The 15,838-nt window shown below is 59.8% G+C and carries 15 protein-coding genes, 1 tRNA gene and 1 other RNA gene; 8 read left to right on the top strand and 9 right to left on the bottom strand.

The features are described 5' to 3' along the window. Positions 1–308 precede the first annotated feature (308 nt). The 7 genes from NSND_RS21295 to NSND_RS12780 all read right to left on the bottom strand — a co-directional run bounded on the left by NSND_RS21295 (position 309) and on the right by NSND_RS12780 (position 8,754). Positions 309–626, bottom strand: a complete 318-nt coding sequence (locus NSND_RS21295) for a response regulator transcription factor (RefSeq protein WP_159450772.1) — start codon at positions 624–626, stop codon at positions 309–311. A 267-nt stretch (positions 627–893) separates the two neighbouring features. Further along, positions 894–2,690, bottom strand: a complete 1,797-nt coding sequence (locus NSND_RS12805) for a sigma-54 interaction domain-containing protein (RefSeq protein WP_080879373.1) — start codon at positions 2,688–2,690, stop codon at positions 894–896. Further along, entirely contained in the window at positions 2,680–3,216 is a 537-nt protein-coding gene (locus NSND_RS12800) for a Rab family GTPase (protein ID WP_080879372.1), read from the bottom strand. Before NSND_RS12800 ends, NSND_RS12805 begins: the two co-directional genes overlap by 11 nt. A 13-nt stretch (positions 3,217–3,229) precedes the next feature. Further along, positions 3,230–4,960: an OmpA family protein gene (locus NSND_RS12795; protein ID WP_080879371.1), complete on the bottom strand. Its 1,731-nt coding sequence runs from the start codon at positions 4,958–4,960 to the stop codon at positions 3,230–3,232. Positions 4,961–5,076: 116 nt separating this feature from the next. Then, positions 5,077–5,694, bottom strand: coding sequence for a hypothetical protein (locus tag NSND_RS12790; protein WP_080879370.1), 618 nt, complete (start codon positions 5,692–5,694; stop codon positions 5,077–5,079). A gap of 132 nt (positions 5,695–5,826) precedes the next feature. Beyond that, positions 5,827–6,627 carry a mechanosensitive ion channel family protein gene (locus tag NSND_RS12785; protein ID WP_080879369.1) on the bottom strand — a complete coding sequence of 267 codons (801 nt, stop codon included), beginning with the start codon at positions 6,625–6,627 and terminating at the stop codon, positions 5,827–5,829. An 18-nt stretch (positions 6,628–6,645) separates the two neighbouring features. After that, positions 6,646–8,754: an AsmA family protein gene (locus tag NSND_RS12780; RefSeq protein ID WP_080879368.1), complete on the bottom strand. Its 2,109-nt coding sequence runs from the start codon at positions 8,752–8,754 to the stop codon at positions 6,646–6,648. Positions 8,755–8,971: 217 nt separating this feature from the next. Here NSND_RS12780 and NSND_RS12775 point away from each other — a divergent pair. The 6 genes from NSND_RS12775 to NSND_RS12750 all read left to right on the top strand — a co-directional run bounded on the left by NSND_RS12775 (position 8,972) and on the right by NSND_RS12750 (position 12,877). Then, positions 8,972–9,061, top strand: a tRNA-Ser gene (locus tag NSND_RS12775). Positions 9,062–9,311: 250 nt separating this feature from the next. Next, positions 9,312–9,411, top strand: an RNA gene (gene ffs, locus NSND_RS12770) — signal recognition particle sRNA small type. Positions 9,412–9,492: 81 nt separating this feature from the next. Further along, complete coding sequence (gene dnaX / locus NSND_RS12765) at positions 9,493–11,370, top strand: DNA polymerase III subunit gamma/tau (RefSeq protein ID WP_080879367.1); 1,878 nt, start codon at positions 9,493–9,495, stop codon at positions 11,368–11,370. Further along, positions 11,367–11,690, top strand: a complete 324-nt coding sequence (locus NSND_RS12760; RefSeq protein ID WP_013246886.1) for a YbaB/EbfC family nucleoid-associated protein — start codon at positions 11,367–11,369, stop codon at positions 11,688–11,690. Before dnaX ends, NSND_RS12760 begins: the two co-directional genes overlap by 4 nt. 36 nt (positions 11,691–11,726) lie before the next feature. After that, a complete protein-coding gene (gene recR, locus NSND_RS12755; RefSeq protein ID WP_080879366.1) occupies positions 11,727–12,329 on the top strand; it encodes a recombination mediator RecR in 603 nt (200 codons plus the stop codon). A gap of 140 nt (positions 12,330–12,469) precedes the next feature. Continuing rightward, the gene (locus NSND_RS12750; protein ID WP_080879365.1) at positions 12,470–12,877 is read left to right on the top strand and encodes a TraR/DksA family transcriptional regulator; all 408 of its coding nucleotides are present in this window, start codon (positions 12,470–12,472) and stop codon (positions 12,875–12,877) included. Between the two features lie 68 nt (positions 12,878–12,945). Here NSND_RS12750 and NSND_RS12745 read toward each other — a convergent pair whose 3' ends face one another. Both NSND_RS12745 and NSND_RS12740 read right to left on the bottom strand, forming a co-directional pair. Then, complete coding sequence (locus NSND_RS12745) at positions 12,946–14,091, bottom strand: tetratricopeptide repeat protein (protein ID WP_080879364.1); 1,146 nt, start codon at positions 14,089–14,091, stop codon at positions 12,946–12,948. Between the two features lie 150 nt (positions 14,092–14,241). Next, positions 14,242–14,571, bottom strand: coding sequence for a hypothetical protein (locus tag NSND_RS12740; protein ID WP_080879363.1), 330 nt, complete (start codon positions 14,569–14,571; stop codon positions 14,242–14,244). Positions 14,572–15,121: 550 nt separating this feature from the next. Between NSND_RS12740 and NSND_RS12735 the strand changes: the two genes are divergently transcribed. Both NSND_RS12735 and NSND_RS12730 read left to right on the top strand, forming a co-directional pair. Then, entirely contained in the window at positions 15,122–15,379 is a 258-nt protein-coding gene (locus NSND_RS12735; RefSeq protein WP_080879362.1) for a hypothetical protein, read from the top strand. A gap of 25 nt (positions 15,380–15,404) precedes the next feature. Further along, the gene (locus tag NSND_RS12730; RefSeq protein ID WP_235000342.1) at positions 15,405–15,782 is read left to right on the top strand and encodes a putative toxin-antitoxin system toxin component, PIN family; all 378 of its coding nucleotides are present in this window, start codon (positions 15,405–15,407) and stop codon (positions 15,780–15,782) included. Positions 15,783–15,838 lie beyond the last annotated feature (56 nt).

Genomic DNA, 15,838 nt, shown 5'->3' with positions numbered 1-15,838 from the left:
TTCGCGATGTATAATTGATTCTGCGTAGGAGATCAACATTTTGGCGCGAGAAATCCGTCGTGTCGCTGTTCGGCTTGAATTGTGGGCCTAGCGCAGGACGGCCTTTCCACGGGCATGAATGGCTCGTCCTGTTGAGTATACGTAGACAGCGGAGTGTCATGCCGTCTGGTGAGCGCATGGACCCAGCAGGGCCGATGGCGCGGAGGAGTGGATCACTATGCGACAGGCTTGTAAGTCTGAGACTTCCGGTGCGGTCACTGTGCACATGCGCACCGGTGCGCCAGTCATACGTGTGGGAGCTGAGAGCGTCATTTGAGGTTCGTCAGCTTCCGTACCGCTGTGGTGCTCTGCGCGTCCGCCGCGGTCTGGGATGGGCCGGTGCTAGTCGATGACGGCATGTGGAGTATACCCTCAATCAGTGCCAGGCGAAGCAGTTGTGCCGAGTTCGTCGCGCGGAATTTTCTCAAGAGATTGGCACGGTGTGATTCCACGGTTTTGGGGGCGATCTGTAGCCGCGTCGCAATTTCCTGACTCGTCAGGCCGGCCCAAATGTGAGTGAGTATTTCGCGCTCTCTTGCCGTCGGCGCATCCGGCCGTGGTTGTGAGTAGGGTATGAGCTTGTCCATCGGTTCTCCTTGCGATCGCTTCGATACTTCTGCTGCGACGCCCGTCTTCAGGGTTTTGCACGCAGTGGTTTTCGCGGGTACTCTCCTATCAAGCTCTATGCCATAAGCTGTGTGTTTTGCCGCGCGACGATGAAATCTGGGGTCTCGGCTCAGGAGCCTTAAGAATCTGCCATGATTATGCGCTGATGAGACGAACGCCGTTGTCTCGCGCTGTGTCGCACGAGACATATCGAGACAGTGAGTGGGGGCGAGTGGCTGCGGGACAGGTTAGCTGGTTGGGAGATCGAGTTCACTCAGCCGGCGGTAAAACGTGGCGCGGCTCATTCCCAGGAGGCGCGCGGCCTTCGTTCGGTTGCCACGGGCTTGTCCGAGGGCGGCCACGAAACGACTGCGCTCGTCTCCGGTGACAACCACTGCGGACGGAGAGTCCATCGGCCCCTGACGAAGTTCGGGAGGAAGATCTGTGGCTTCGAGCATGTCGCCCTTGCAATGAATCATTGCGCACTCGATCGTGCTCTTGAGTTCCCGCACATTGCCGGGCCAATGGTACTCCATCAGGGCCGCCATCGCCGCTGGGCTGGCGCGATGGATGACTTTCCCCATGCTGGCCCGCCCCTCGGTGAGGAAGGAGGCGACGAGGAGGGGAATATCTTCCTTTCGCTCCCTCAGCGGCGGAAGCTGGATTCGTGAGACTCGAATCCGGTAGAGAAGGTCGGCGCGAAAGATTCCTTTCGCCACGTCCTGGCTCAAATTGTGGTGGGTGGCGGTCACCACGCGCACGTTCACTTTTCGCGGTCTGGTTTCACCGAGCCGAGTGACTTCCTTCTCCTGCAGTACGCGAAGCAGGTTGGTTTGGACGTTGTGGGGGATATCGCCGATCTCGTCGAGGAACAAGACTCCGCCCTGCGCGGCCTCGAAGAGCCCCTGCTGGTCGTCGATGGCTCCGGTGAAGGCGCCTTTCTTGTGGCCGAAGAGTTGGCTGCCCAGCAGCGAATCCGTGAGCCCGGCGCAGTTGGCTGCAATGAAGGGGCCTTTATGCCGTACGCTCGCCTGATGTAACGCGCGGGCCACCAGTTCTTTCCCCGTGCCGGTCTCACCTTCAATCAGGACCGTGGAGTCGACACGGGCCAGATCCTGAATCTGTTCGTAGATCTGCGTCATCCCTCGGCTCTTGCCGACTAAATCATGATAGTGCGCTTTCAACTCCAGCAGGCGCCGCAAGTGGTGGACGTCGGTCATGTCGTGGAGAAATATGATCTTGGTTCCGGTGTCCCGTGGATCGTCTTGCAGTTCTATCTCCAGCCAGAGGTGCCGCCCGGCCTGGGTTTCGACATGGCACTGCACTCGTTCGCGCCGGGGTGCGGGTTGCTGCAACATCGATTGCAGGGCCAGCCGGTCCGGTTTCGTCAGCGGGAGCAGTGTCTCCCACAGCAGGCCGTTCGGCCCGCCGGTTGCGGGCGTGTCCAGCAGGCGAGCTGCGGAGGCACTGAGAAACCGAACCTGTCCCTGTTGGTCGATGAGCAGGGTGGCCAGTCCGAGCTGCTGCAAAATGACGGCGACGTCGTCCCGCGACCGCTCCATATCCACCAGTTTCGTGGTGAGCTCGTGCTGGGTGCGTTGGTGTCCACGATTGTGTTCGTGCTGCTGAAGTACCTGGTCGCGGGCCCGCTGGAGGAGAGTGGCCTGTTGGTCATAGGCTGCTGTGCTTTGTTGGATCAGCAAGAGACGGCTGGGACCGTGTCGCAGCGCCATGGCATGAAAGTGCCAGGGCTCCTCGGCCGCGGTCTGCTCGCTCCAAAACCCAGAGTGCGCGATGTCGTCGCCGTCTGTCTGCCATGCATCGGCTGCATCGGCCAGGAAATTCTGAAGCACCGGTGTGCGAGCATCGACGGACAGTTGCCGATTGTGTCGGGCATCGGGGTAGAGGGTGAATAGCCAGGCCGGCGGGTGCCCGATGATGCGGAACTCTGTACCGGTTACGTGTTCGAGGATGGCAAATTGGAGCCGTTGCAACAGATCCGTGCAGAGTAGGTCCGGTGCAGACGGGTGGGTGTTATGCGCCATCGGTTGTTCCCGCGGGAGGTGTTTGTTCTGATGTGGCGAGCATGGCGCGGGCGAGAACTGTGAAGGCCTCTTCGACACCCTGCCCTGTCTTGGCACTGGTCAGGAGCACCGTCCAACCCCGTTGGGCTAACTGCGCGAGGTCTTGGTCGGTCACTTCCCAATCCGTCTGGCGGTCGAGTTTATTGATGAGGACCACAAACGGAACCGTGCCGAGTGTGTCCGCCGCGGTCAGTTGAATGTGCAACGCGATGTCCAGCGTGGCCCGCCGCATTCCGTCCAGGACTACCAGGTACGCAGACGATCCGCGCAGATACGAGCGGCGCAATTTTTGGAATTCGTCTTCTCCGTAGAGATCCCAGAGCACCAACGTCACGGGCTGGCCGTCCATCGACATGGTTTTCTTGTCGACGGTCACTCCGATAGTCGTTTGATACTGTTCGGAGAAACAGCTGGTGACGAAGCGGCGCACCAGACTGGTTTTTCCCACGGCAAAGGCGCCCAGCATGCAGATTTTTTTTTCGATCATGTCAGAGGCGTCTTCATGAAGCGGGGTGAACAGTGGCCTGAAAAGACACTCGTCGGTCCTGCGGCAGCGTGGCGGCACCCAGGGAGGGTGACGATTCAGGTGCCGGGCCGATCCCGCGAGCGTGAAACGTGATCGCGGAAAAGGTGGCGGGATGAAGGGCATCGAGCACCGACCGAGCGCGATCCTCGCTCAGCCGTTGGTTCCGACTTGACCGGCCCACGACGTCGGTTTGGCCGGTGATCTCTAGTATCACCGTTGCGCCGGAGAGATGCGCCGTATCGTCCAGCTGATGCAGGAGCTCTGATATGCGACGCACCCCCTGAAGTTGTTCCGGTGATTGGATCGTCGCCGTTCCCTGTTGGAACAGAATCCAGACCCCTGCCATCCGTTGGACCAGTGCCTCAAGCGATTGAGCGACGAGGCGGCGGTCGTCATATTCGGTGATACCGGGGAGCAGGCGCGCCAGCGGTCGGCTCTGCCGGATCCACTCTGCGCTGGCTGTGCCGGTGGCCGTGAGGCGCGGTCCTTCGAGGGTCAAGCGAACTGTGTCTGGGGGTGACAGGACGATTCCGGCTCGTTTCAGGGTGAACGCGGCGTCGAGGGCGTAGTAGGGGCTCCATTTCGCTTCGACTCGATCGGCGGCCACCCCACTGCCCTGCAATAACACGTCCGGATCAGCGGCCAACGGGTCGCGCAGCCCGGTGAGCACATACCGATTGCCTGCTGAATGCGTGGAGGTGACGACGAGGCCCGGTTCCGAGGCCAGCCGGTCCAGATAGGCCTGCCAGTGTTGGCGGTCTTGAAAGGCCGACACTCCCCACCAGATTGCTGCCAGGACGATCGTCGCCAGGAGGATCCACGTGATGGGCGCGATGGCACGCCGGCGCGTTTCAAACTGGGCCCGTAGGCACTCTTCCAGGAGCGGTGTGGTCCCGGTAAAGGGTGCCGCATCACCAATGAAGCGCGTCAGCGCATCGGAATGTTCGGCGTGAATGCGATCGAGCGTGTCTTGGAGGTGAACGTGAAACGTCTCCGGTGGCGTGCCACGTATGACGGCCGCGAGGATTGCCGAGGGGCCCTGTTCGATCCAGACGGTCAGATCACCGACTTGCAAGGTGTTCAACGCCTGATCGGGCGTTGCGCCGAACGAATCCTGGACGAAGCTCCGAATCGCCGACAACATGCCCGAGACCAGGGTCTGATCCTGCACGGCGACCGCGTCGCCGGCTGCGTGCGCGAGCAGCAGGCCGGTCTGTGCGTGAATGAGAAAGACCTGCTCGACTCGATAACAGAGGGTATGGAGCAGGACGATTTCGGCGAACGGTTTGCCGGTACGCAAGGCCTCCAGCCGCCACTGCATGCTTCGGATCGAGAGGCTGTGTTCAATGGTTTGGTTGAGCGATTGCACCATGCTGCGCAAGGCATTGGCGATGGCCTGGCGGATCGCCGGCATCATGATCGGGGCAATCGCATCGACGATCATGTGGGGCTGTTTGCGCACGGAGACCCCCAGCGCTTCGGAGACGTGAGGGGTGAGTGCATGGGTCAGCCGGTGGTCGGCCTCCCCACGAAGCGCGATCGCCTCGGGAAGCACACGATTCAGATTATGGGCATTGAGGTCGAGATGTTCGACCTGCTCCTGCAGTTGCTCCAGACGCGATTGCTCGGGCGCCAGGAGGAGGCTGCGCAATTCGGCATAGTCGCGTTCGACTGCCGGCGTGCCGGTTTTAGGTGCGTGCGCCATCCCGTCTCCATGGCATGAAAGAAGGAGGGTATTCTACGTGACACATCGTTGTCGGGGAAACAGCCGTATGCGCGGTCTGAAGGGCAGACCGGAGCCGTTGACGAATCGGCGTGGAGTTAGGCCTGCTGCGGAGGCTGGTCATGCGAGAGCCTCTGTGAGAGCTCCTGGAACAACGTCGCAAGGGACGCGCGGTCGGTCTTTTGGTGTGAGAGTTGGCGGACCGCATCGTCGAGGGTGGCCGATAAGGCGGCGTGTTGCTGGGTGAAATCACCGGAGAGGGATGTTGCCTGATTCTGGAGCTGGGTGCGCAAATCGTGATGCGCCTGCTCGCTCTGCTCCCGCAGCTGAGTCGCCGTCTGCTGGAGCACGCCGGCCAGCGTCTGCAGTTCCGTGGTCAGGCGTCCGACCGCGTCGGTGCGGTCCTGTTCTTCGGCAGTCAGGCGGCCCGTCACCGTGTCCACTTCTTTTCGAATGTATTGCTCCAGCGAGGCGAATCGTTCCTTGAGGTCGTTGCGCAATTGGGCTGCTTCTGCCAGCAGCTGAGCTTCGAGTTTGGCGAACCGGCGCTCATGATCACGTACCTGGGCGCCGAACAGAATGTCGCGGATCTTGTCGAGGTTGGTGCCGGCTGCATGCTCCTCGGTCAGCACGGATTCCGTTTCTGTGTCGGCGAGACTGCTGCCCGAGGTTCGTTCTGAGCGTCGGGGGCGATCGAGGTCCGTCTGCCTGCTCATGATGGGGTCTCCTTGGTCGCTCGTTCTATCACGAAAGGGGCCTAGACTAGCATGTTGCGCCGGGGTCAACAAGTCAGGCCGGGTGCCGGCGGCGTGGATGGGCAGCCTGCAGGGTGATCAGCGGCTCTGGCCTTAGGATGGATTAAGTAGTCGTACCTCACGCTGAGGGAAGGGGATGTCCACCCCATCAGCTTGTAATCGTTGAATGATTGCCTGGTTGAGTTCGCTGTGAGCCGTTCCTACGGCCGCGACCTGGACCCAGGGCCGAATGGACAGGGTAATGGAGGAATCGGCGAAGCCGGCAATCCCGATCATCGGGGCCGGGTCCTGAAGTACTTTGGGGTGTCGGGTGACGAGGTCGCGCAGCACGCGTAGTGTGGTGTCGATATCGGTCTGGTAGGACACCCCGATGGAGAGATCCAGCTGCCGAATCGTGCCGAAGTTGTGCAGAATCTCTCCGACGACTTTGCGATTGGGGATCACGATCCGGGAGTGATCCGGATGCATGAGCGTCGTCGTGAAGATATCGATTTTTGCGACATCCCCGTGCACACCTAAGAGCGACACATGTTCGCCGACCCGGTAGGGTTTGGTGAAGATGATCGAGAGGCCGGCCACGACATTGCTCAAGACGCCCTGCAGGGCAAGGCCCATCCCCAAGCCGGCCACGCCGAGCCCGGCGACCAGCGGCGCGATTTGTAGGCCGAGTTGATCCAGCGCGATGAGAAGCCCGAGGATCACCACGAGGGCCTTCACCAGACGCAGCAGCAGCAGACGGAGTGGTGGCTCCAGGTCCTGCTCGTTCAGCCAGCGTTCGAAGAGCCGCCCCACCGATTTGGCGACGAACAGGGCGGCCACGACGACCAGGATCGCCCCCATGATTCGAAAGCCGTATTGCACGATGTATTGAGTGACCAGATTGGCCAACGACATGCGTCCTCCCCGCAACTGTTACCGCCCGAAGAGCCCCTTCAAGAGGTCCTTGCCTTGCTGTTTGAGATCGTCCGGTTTCGCGGAACCTTTCAAGAGGTCTCCCACGGCGCCTTTGACCTTTTCCTTCACCTGCTCTTTGACTTTTCCTGCAAACATTTTTGTGTCGAGCCCATAGGAAGGGGCCTGCGTGCTGCCGGTAATGAGCAGCGGCAGCGAGAGACGCCCGCCGGTCAGTGCGACTCTGGCAATGGGAGAGCCGGCCGCAATCTTCTGGCTCAAGGCCTGGGACAGATTCAGATTCAGTTTCATGTCGAGCGACTGATCGAGGCCGATCGTCCCGCCGCCGGTGGCCTGAAAATCATGGCTGTCGATGAGAAGCCGTTGGACGACGATCAGCCCTTGTTTGATCGCAAAGTCGCTTTCGATGGCGGAAAATGCGGTGGCTTTGACGTTGTCTAAGGAAACGCCGACCACTTTGAGCAACATCGAGGCCTGCTGCAACAGATTGATCCCCTCGATTTTTCCCTCTCTCACTGCCACACGGCCGGTACCCGCGAGGGCCTTGACGAGGTCCGGATGGGTCAATCCGCGTCCGCTGACTGCCAGCTCGGCGCTGGCTGTCCCGCTCATGGACACCTGGTCGGTGCCGACGGCCTGAAGGGCCGGTCCGAGCTGGAGGCCTTGAATCGAGACCGTGCTGTTGAAGGGGGGCGCTGCGGTTCCCAGGCCGAGCGTCCCCTGCGTGCGGACGAATCCGCCGAACAGTTGGAGCGAGGCGTTGGTGAGGCGTGCTTCCTGTCCCTTCATTTCGGCTGCGGCCTGCAGGTCTTTGACCTCCACCGGCTTCTTCAGTGTCAGCGCGATTGGTAGGTCAGTCGTGTTGATGAGTTTTGAGTTGGCGGTGATTTTCGCCAATCCGCCAAGCACCGATCCTTTGACTTCGATACGTGAGCTCCCCATGGCGACGGTGAGGCCAAGGGTCGGAATCTCGGCAAGTTCGAGCGGCGCGGCTCCCTCCTTAGGCGGATATTTGGCCCGGAGGTTCACATGAAGGTCTTTGAATTCGACCGGCTTCGTGAGGGGGATGGCAACCGGAAGATCCGCGGAGTTTATACTGGCGGATGCCGCCGTCAGATTAGCCAAGCCTTTGGTGGCCGTGCCTTTGACGTTGATCGCCGATCCGCCCATGACCAGGGTCAATCCCAGATCGGTCAGATCGACCTGATTGGCGGGCGGGGTGTCGGGCGGAATCGGGTACAGGGCATGGAGGGTGAGATGCACATCCTTGAGCTGTACCGGTTTCGTCAGCGGCAGTGCGATGGGGAGATCCGCCGTGTCGATCTGCAGCGCATTGACGGTGGCGTCCAGGTTCCCTCCGACCGCGCGTCCCTTGAGCCCGACGGCCACTTTCCCTAGTGCGAGGTTGAACGTGAACGACTTCACGTCCAGGGTTTCAACGAGTGGACCGAAGGTGCCATCGAGCCGGACCGGCAAGTTGTAGGGCTGCACCGTCGCACCCAGATGTACGGTGGGGCTTTCGTCGAGGTGGACCGAGGTGAGCAGAAACTCAAGATTATTAACGGTGTACTCGGTCGGTTTCGGGGTAGACTCGTCACGATACGACAGTTTTCCCCCGTCGATCGAGACCCGGTCCACCGCAAAGAGCGCCAGGATTTGGAGGGGACTCCCGGGCGCCTGCGCGGGGGCCTCAGGCTTCGCGGGGGCCGGCGGAGCCGGTGTTTTGGCACCGAGGGTCGAGATATTGAGTTGGCCCTGGACATTTTTCAGGACCGTGATGACCGGGTCGCGCAGGGCGATCTCCTCGACGTCGACTTTGCCCTTGAGCAGCGGCAGCAGCTTGACGCCGACATCCAGTGAAGAGAGTGATGCGAAGGGGCCTGTGCGAAAGGCCGGGTCGTCCTGCACGACGAAGCTGCCGACCCTTGCGCCGATGCGTGGCCAGATGGTCAACCGAATGTCCCGGAGTTCGACCTTCCGGTTGAGGGCCTCTTCGATTAAGGGGCGGTACCGGTCTTGATACTTGTTCAGATCGATGAGGAATGGTAACGCGACGATCAGGACGATGAGCAGCAGGATCACGACACCGATCCCGACCAGGATTTTCATCACGTACCTCCGCTGAAATAGTCCCGCAGTATAGGAATGCGCGCAGGAGTGGTCAATGGTGGCATCCCGGGGGCAGTCGCCACGGGGTCCTCGGGGGGCTCCCGATCGAGGTCGGACTTCCCTTCACCATCGCAGTGTCATGTTTGCAGGCTCCGGCTTACCTTGCCGCACCAAAACCTGCGTGATAAGATGCGTCCCCTTGAAGTCGTCCGATCGCGGAGAGGTGCGAGAGTGGACGAATCGACATGCTTGGAAAGCATGCGTCTCGGCAACGGGACCGTGGGTTCGAATCCCACCCTCTCCGCCATCGAATAGAGCCCTGCAAGGTTGAGAAGGCGTGTGCGTTGGAATTGCCATCGCGAACGGACGCGGTGGGATTCGAACGAGGGGGATCGCGGGGGAGAGGCTCCCCTGCGTGGGGAGACACGAGGGGGCGGGCCCCCTCAGTGGGAACGCGTGAGCGCGACTTCGAATGCCCACCCTCTTCGCCATCAACGTTTGCTCGACCATCGCCTCGCGAATCGAGGGGATTAGGATAGATATCGTAACTGTAACGGGGCCGGGCCCTGTGCAACAGAACCCTGTGAACCCCGCCAGGTCCGGAAGGAAGCAACGGTAAGCGGTTCGTTCTGTGTGCCGCAGGATCACCTGGCCCCACTTCTTCGATGACATCTCGCGCGGCGCGTCAGGCGCCGCCAGCACTGACGAGCACCACCGCCCCGACACGATCGACGCAACATGGACTACCAAGTTTCCGCAAGAAAATACCGGCCGGGGACGTTTGATGATGTCATCGGGCAGTCCCACGTCGTGCAGACGTTGATGAACTCGATCGCGACGAAGCGGATTGCCCATGCGTTTCTCTTCTCCGGTACCCGCGGCGTGGGGAAAACGACGGTTGCCAGGATTTTGGCCAAAGCGCTGAATTGCGAGCAGGGGCCGACGGGAACGCCGTGTAATACTTGTGCGAATTGCCAGGAGATTACGCAGGGCACGTCGGTGGACGTGGTCGAGATCGACGGGGCCTCGAACACCAGCGTGGACGACGTTCGCGAGATTCGCGAGAACGTCAAGTTTACGCCGTTTCGTGGGCAGTATCGGGTCTATATTATCGACGAAGTGCACATGCTCTCCAATTCGGCGTTCAACGCTCTGCTGAAAACGCTTGAAGAGCCCCCCTCCCATGTGGTGTTCATCTTCGCAACGACAGAAATTCATAAGATTCCCGCGACGATCCTGTCACGCTGTCAGCACTACAATTTTCGCCGGATCTCCAAAGCCGAGATTGTGCAGCGGTTGCGGCATGTCGCCGATCAAGACGGGTTGACCATCGAAGACCGCAGCCTGATGGCTCTGGCGCGGGCCAGCGAAGGCAGCATGCGTGACGGGCTCAGCTTGCTGGATCAGATTATTGCGTTCGGTGGCAACACGATTCGTCACGAAGATCTCGAAGCGTTGCTGGGCGCGGTTCCGCAGGAACGTATACGGGCCATGGTCGAAGCGGTGATCCAACAGGACAGTGCCAAGGCGTTGCAGGTCATCGCGGCGTTGTTGGATCAAGGACATGACGTGCGCGCTTACTGCGCCGATCTGGTGGAATATGTGCGGAATATGCTGGTGGCGGCGGTGGTGCCGTCAGGGCCTGAGTTGCGGAGTCTGATCGAAGCGACAGAAGAAGATTTGACGCAGCTGGCTCGTGACGCCGAGCGGTTCACCGTCGAGCAATTACAGGAATTGTTTCGAATGTATGCCGCTGCGGAAGACAGTTTGCGAGTCAGTGCCCATCCGCGGTTTGTGCTCGAAACGGCGGCGGTTCGTGCCACCCGGCTATTGCGAACCGCTGAAGTCCAACCGGCATCCAGCCGCCTCGCGGTTCAGCCTGAGAAGCCGGCAGCCGACCGCCGGGTCGTGACACAGACGCCTGCGCAAACTCAGGATAAGGCGACACCGTCTCCTGCGCCTGTGGTCAAAACTACTGGTGTGAAAGTCAGCCAGGACAACGTCGCAAAGACGTCAGCTGCTGGTGGGGGTACCCCCAAGGCCCCCTCTGTCGCACCGCCGCGCGAAGTGGCGGCTCCACCTGCTCGCACGCCTGCTGTTGCCCCTTCGGCTCCTGTGGTTCCTCCGGCTTCCGCTGCGCCGGTTCAGCAGGAACCCAAGGCCACCTCTGCGGCCGAGGCGTCGGCTGCCGCGGTCGAAGTGAATTGGGAGCAGTTCCAAGAGGCGGTCTCTACGAATCATCCCAATATCGCGCCCTTCCTTGAAATGGGTCGTCTGGTCAAGATCGAGGGTGGGTTGATCACGTTGGGGTTTGCCAAGCAGGCCACGACCGCGCGGTCGATGTTGGAGAAGGAAGACAACCTACAAGCCTTGGCGGCGTTGGGAGAAAGTCTCTACGGGTGTGCCGTACGAATTCGAATCGTCGAGGTGGCGGAGCAGGATCCAGGGGCCGCCCCTACGATGAAACAGATCCGGGTTGCGAAGGAGCAGGAGCAACGCCTGATCTTGACGCAACAGGCGAAGGCGCATCCCCTTGTTAAACAAGCCCTGGAGATGTTCGGCGGAGAGCTGGCGGAAGTTCGCACGACGGCTCCGGCGCAGGAGGTACAGGAATGAAGAGTCCATTCGGGAATATGTCCAACATCTTGAAGCAAGCCCAGGCCATGCAGGAACAGATGGCCAAGGTGCAGGAGCAGGCCGCGACCAAGACCGTTTCCGGGACTGCGGGTGGCGGGATTGTGACGGTAACGGTCAACGGGGCCATGGACCTGCTGAGTGTGAAGATCGACCCAGAGGTCGTGAAGGCCGGCGATGTCGAAATGCTGCAGGATTTGGTCGTGGCGGCCGGCAACGATGCGCTGAAAAAATCCCGTGAAATGATGGCGGAAGAAATGAAGGCTGTGACGGGCGGGATGAAGATTCCCGGTTTGTTTTGATGGCGGCGGCGTGCTTCCCGGATGTGATGATGCGTTATGAGTGTTGATCAGCAGGGTCTGTTGGCGAAGTTAGTGCGGGAGTTGGTGCGTCTGCCCGGGATCGGTCAGAAAAGCGCGCAACGGCTGGCCTTTCATCTGCTCAAGGCTGAACGGGAAGATGCGATGCGCCTCGCCGAGGCGATTCAGGCGATGAAGGACGGACTGTCGTTCTGCCGACAATGCCGGAATATTGCCGAGGGGGAACTCTGTGAGTTCTGCCGGGATCCCAAGCGGGATCGCAGCAAGATCCTCGTCATTGAAGAGCCCAGCACGTTGTACGCCATCGAACGGGCCGGGGGCTATCGAGGCCTGTATCACGTCCTGCTCGGAGTGTTGTCTCCGTTGGATGGCGTCGGACCATCGGACATTCGTGCCGAGGAGTTGCTGGATCGAGTGAAAGCGGGCGGAGTGGAAGAGGTCATCGTGGCAACGAATCCCACGATCGAGGGTGAAGCGACCGCTATCTACTTGACCCGGCTCTTGAAGCCGCATCATGTTCGGGTGACCCGCATCGCCTATGGCATTCCTGTCGGGATGGACATCGAGTATGCGGACGAAGTGACCCTCGTCAAGTCGATCGAGGGCCGGAGGGATCTCTGACCGGGATTTTCCGGCTCGGGCATGGTGATGCCTCGGCGAAGCCTCGAAGAACCGATTGACCCCTTTGATTTCCGGCTGCTATAGTCAAATTTCTGTATACGGTCTGAAGACAATACCGGCATCTCGATTCCGAGTATTCGATGAAGACTCCCGCGAAAAAAACCACGGTAGCTCGGCGAAAGCCACCCAAGGCAAACGGGGTCAAGTATCCCGATATCCTGGCGGACCTTGAAGGCCAGCGTGCGGCGATTTTGGCTGAAGCCGGCGTGGTGTTGACGAATCCGACCGGTTTGGAAGTATTCCCCGATGTGAGTGATCAGGCTTCCGCTGAGGCCGACCAGCATTTCTCGTTTCGTATTCGGGAGCGAGAGCGAAAACTGCTCAAGAAAATCGATGAGGCGCTGGGGCGATTTGCCACGCAAACCTACGGCATATGCGAGGGCTGTGAAGGCGATATTCCCTACAAGCGTCTGAAAGCCCGCCCTGTGACCACGTTATGCATTGAGTGTAAGACCAGTCAGGAAGAAGCCGAAAAGTCCCCCCGCTGATCTGTCCCCACGTTTCTCACGTTCGGCTCTATGCCGGGCGAGTGGCCACGCAGCAACCCAAATAGACGCTACTGATGCTTGAGTGCTTGCACGCGTTTTTGTGCGAGCGCGGCACGGTCCGTTTCTTCGAGGATGCCTTCGACGAGGGCCAGGTACGTTTCGTATTCCGTAATAGCTCGCCTCGGGTTGTCATCTGCGATGGCCTCGGCCACGTTGAAGCGGGCAATGGCGTAGTTAGGGCGCATCAATATGGCTTTTTCGAAGGAGGCCAGGGCATTTTTCTTCTCGCCCAGTTTCCAGTACACGGCACCAAGGTTGTTGACGACTTCCGGGGAATTGGGGCGTAGGGCTAAGGATGCGAGGAGTTCGCTTTTAGCCTTCTCCAGGTTGCCTGCCGCTTCCCAGGAGACGCCCAATCGGTGGTGAAGCTCCGCTTGCCAGACTGTACCGGTGAATCCTGAGGCGCTGGCTTTCTGGTAGGCGTCGAGGGCGATGACCTGGTTTTTCGTGCCGCAATAGGCCAGTTGCGCGGTTTGGCCGCGGGCGAACTGTTGCAGCGATGCGAAGGGTTCCTTGTCCTCAGACCCCTGGGTGTCGAGGTGCTGGCCGCCGGTGTGTTGAGCGGTATCGCGGAGGCGGTCAAGGAACCCCTTGCGATAGGGAGAAAAAAGCTTCACGTAGGGATCGACCGTAAAGGAGGCTTCGAGCAGGCGTTGGTTACCGCGATCGCCCAGCACGAGGTATCGGGTGGTCGTCTTTTCGTCGCCGGTGTCATAGATGGTGCTGCCTTCCATGTTCTGACGATCGGCCAATTGGGCCACGGTCAAATAGAACTCCAGGCTGGGTTTCAGCCGGGAGAGGGTATAGCGGAGTGTTTTGTAGGGGGCGAGATCGAGTCCGGAACGAAACACGAACAGCATACCGACCAACGTTCCGTCTTCGTCGAAAAAATATGACTCGTCGCTCTTGGAGCGGCTTTGCTCAGACGGGATTTGGAGTTCCTGCCCGCTGCCCCAGGCGTGGGTGTGGGGGATGACTTCAGGATGTGCCGCTAGGAATGTCTGGCGGGAATCGCAGAGTTTTGTGGGGCCCAGGAGGTCAAGGTCACTCTCAGAGGGAGGAAGCGGGGGCCGGGCCGGTGGCGGAGTTTCGCATCCTGCCCACAGGGCGCAGACAGCGAACAAGAACGGCAGCAGTGAGAGGCGGCGATACATGGCCGGATTCGATGCCTCGGTTCAACGTGGCGCACGATCGAAGTGGCGAGCATACCTGAACGGCAAGCGAGATGCGACTGGCAAGAGGCGGGCGAGGAATGCTCACCTCACCGCCGGGAGAGGTCCCGGCCGGCAAGGTTTCGAGCAGGGTTACCGTCGCTGGGAGTCGATCATGGAATCTTCGGACGTATAACCGAAGAGATAGGGTGCGTGTTTGGCAATGGCGTAGAGGGGGCGGTTTACGGTGTAGTCAACGAGGTGGCCGACTGGATGAAGGATGAACGCAGCCCATCGATAAGGGTGGTCGTTGGCTTGCGAGGCGGCCATGGGATCGGAATAGACCAGTGAGGTGCTGTCCATCGCACTATAAATACTGAGCGGCGCATTATAGTTCTGGTCTTGTGTCGCCACCTGATTGGTGGTCGAGCAGCCCGTGGTCAGAACCAGTCCCAATATGATCGTTGCTACAGTCCCGCGCATACCATGCCTCTCTTTCTTCTGTCGGAACATTCGTAAGGACGAAGTCTGTTCCTTGTGAGAAAAGTCTAGCGCAGGCGCTTGATTCTGTCCAGTTGAGGGCGCGGGCAGCTGGCTGTCGTAGGATGTCCAGATAAATTGAGCTGTTGCAGGATCGTAGTGGTGTTGGGTCGGTCGGGATATGAATGGTGGGCGATACTGGTATCGAACCAGTGGCCTCTTCCGTGTGAAGGGGAAAAGCTAGATTTTTGAATTGTTCGCTGTTGCAATGGTTTCCCCACAAAAGCGTTACATGTCAGGTGGTTACGAGCTTTCTATCGCTTCTACTGTGTACAGGAGATTTTAAGGTTTTAGATAATTTCTGACACAAAAATGACCACAGTGAACTGGCCTCGGATTACAGGATCGTGAACCAGCAGGGGATGGTCGAAATCGGGCAGTCTGAACATGCAGTCATGAACGACGGTCGAGCGGCTCGCAAAATCGCCGACCGTTGACTACGGAGCCGCAGTACCATGGTATACTGCCTGCGGATACACTGGATGCGTTGCCGATGAAAGCCGTGAAGTACACTAAAGAAGGCGTGGTGATTCCCTCCTCCTGGGTCAAGGGATGGGGCAAGCCCGTATCGATTCGACGGGGCGCAAACATGGTCATTTTGGAATCTCCGGAACGCCAGGCCAGTCGCCAACGATTTGGGCAGATGGTTCGAAAACTGCGCCGTGCCGTCCAAGAGTTGGGCCCTCTCACAGCGGAGCAAATCGCGGCTGAAGTCGCGGCAGTGCGAGCGCAGCGTGCGCGTCGTTCTTGACACCAATATCCTGGTGTCGGGGTTGATGTCCCGTACCAGTGCCCCCGCCCTCATCCTAAATGCTATTCGATCTGGACAGATCGTGGCTGTCATGAGTGAGGCCACTTTGGCAGAACTGATCGCAGTCCTCCGCCGTCCTACCCTCCAACGTTACTTTATGCATGCCGCCATCGCGCCGATGAACTGGCTGGCTGAGTTGAGAGTGCAAGCCGACCTGGTAGTCCCGGCGACAAGCACCGCTCCGATTCGTGATGAACGGGATCGGCTGTTTCTAGACCTGCTGGCGACCCACCCTCAGCCTCACTATTTTGTCACCGGCGACAAGGATTTCGTTGCTTCAGAGTACAGCGGCGTTCCGGTCATTTCAGCCGCCGAGTTTGCCCGCCTGCTCACACGCAGCTGATTGATCCCCAAGCCACTTCATGGCACGAAGCAACATACGCCATAACCTGATCCGGG

Source organism: Nitrospira sp. ND1 (assembly GCF_900170025.1).
Lineage (GTDB): Bacteria > Nitrospirota > Nitrospiria > Nitrospirales > Nitrospiraceae > Nitrospira_A.
Note: the sequence above shows the minus strand (reverse complement) of the source record. Positions and strands in the feature narration are given on the sequence as shown.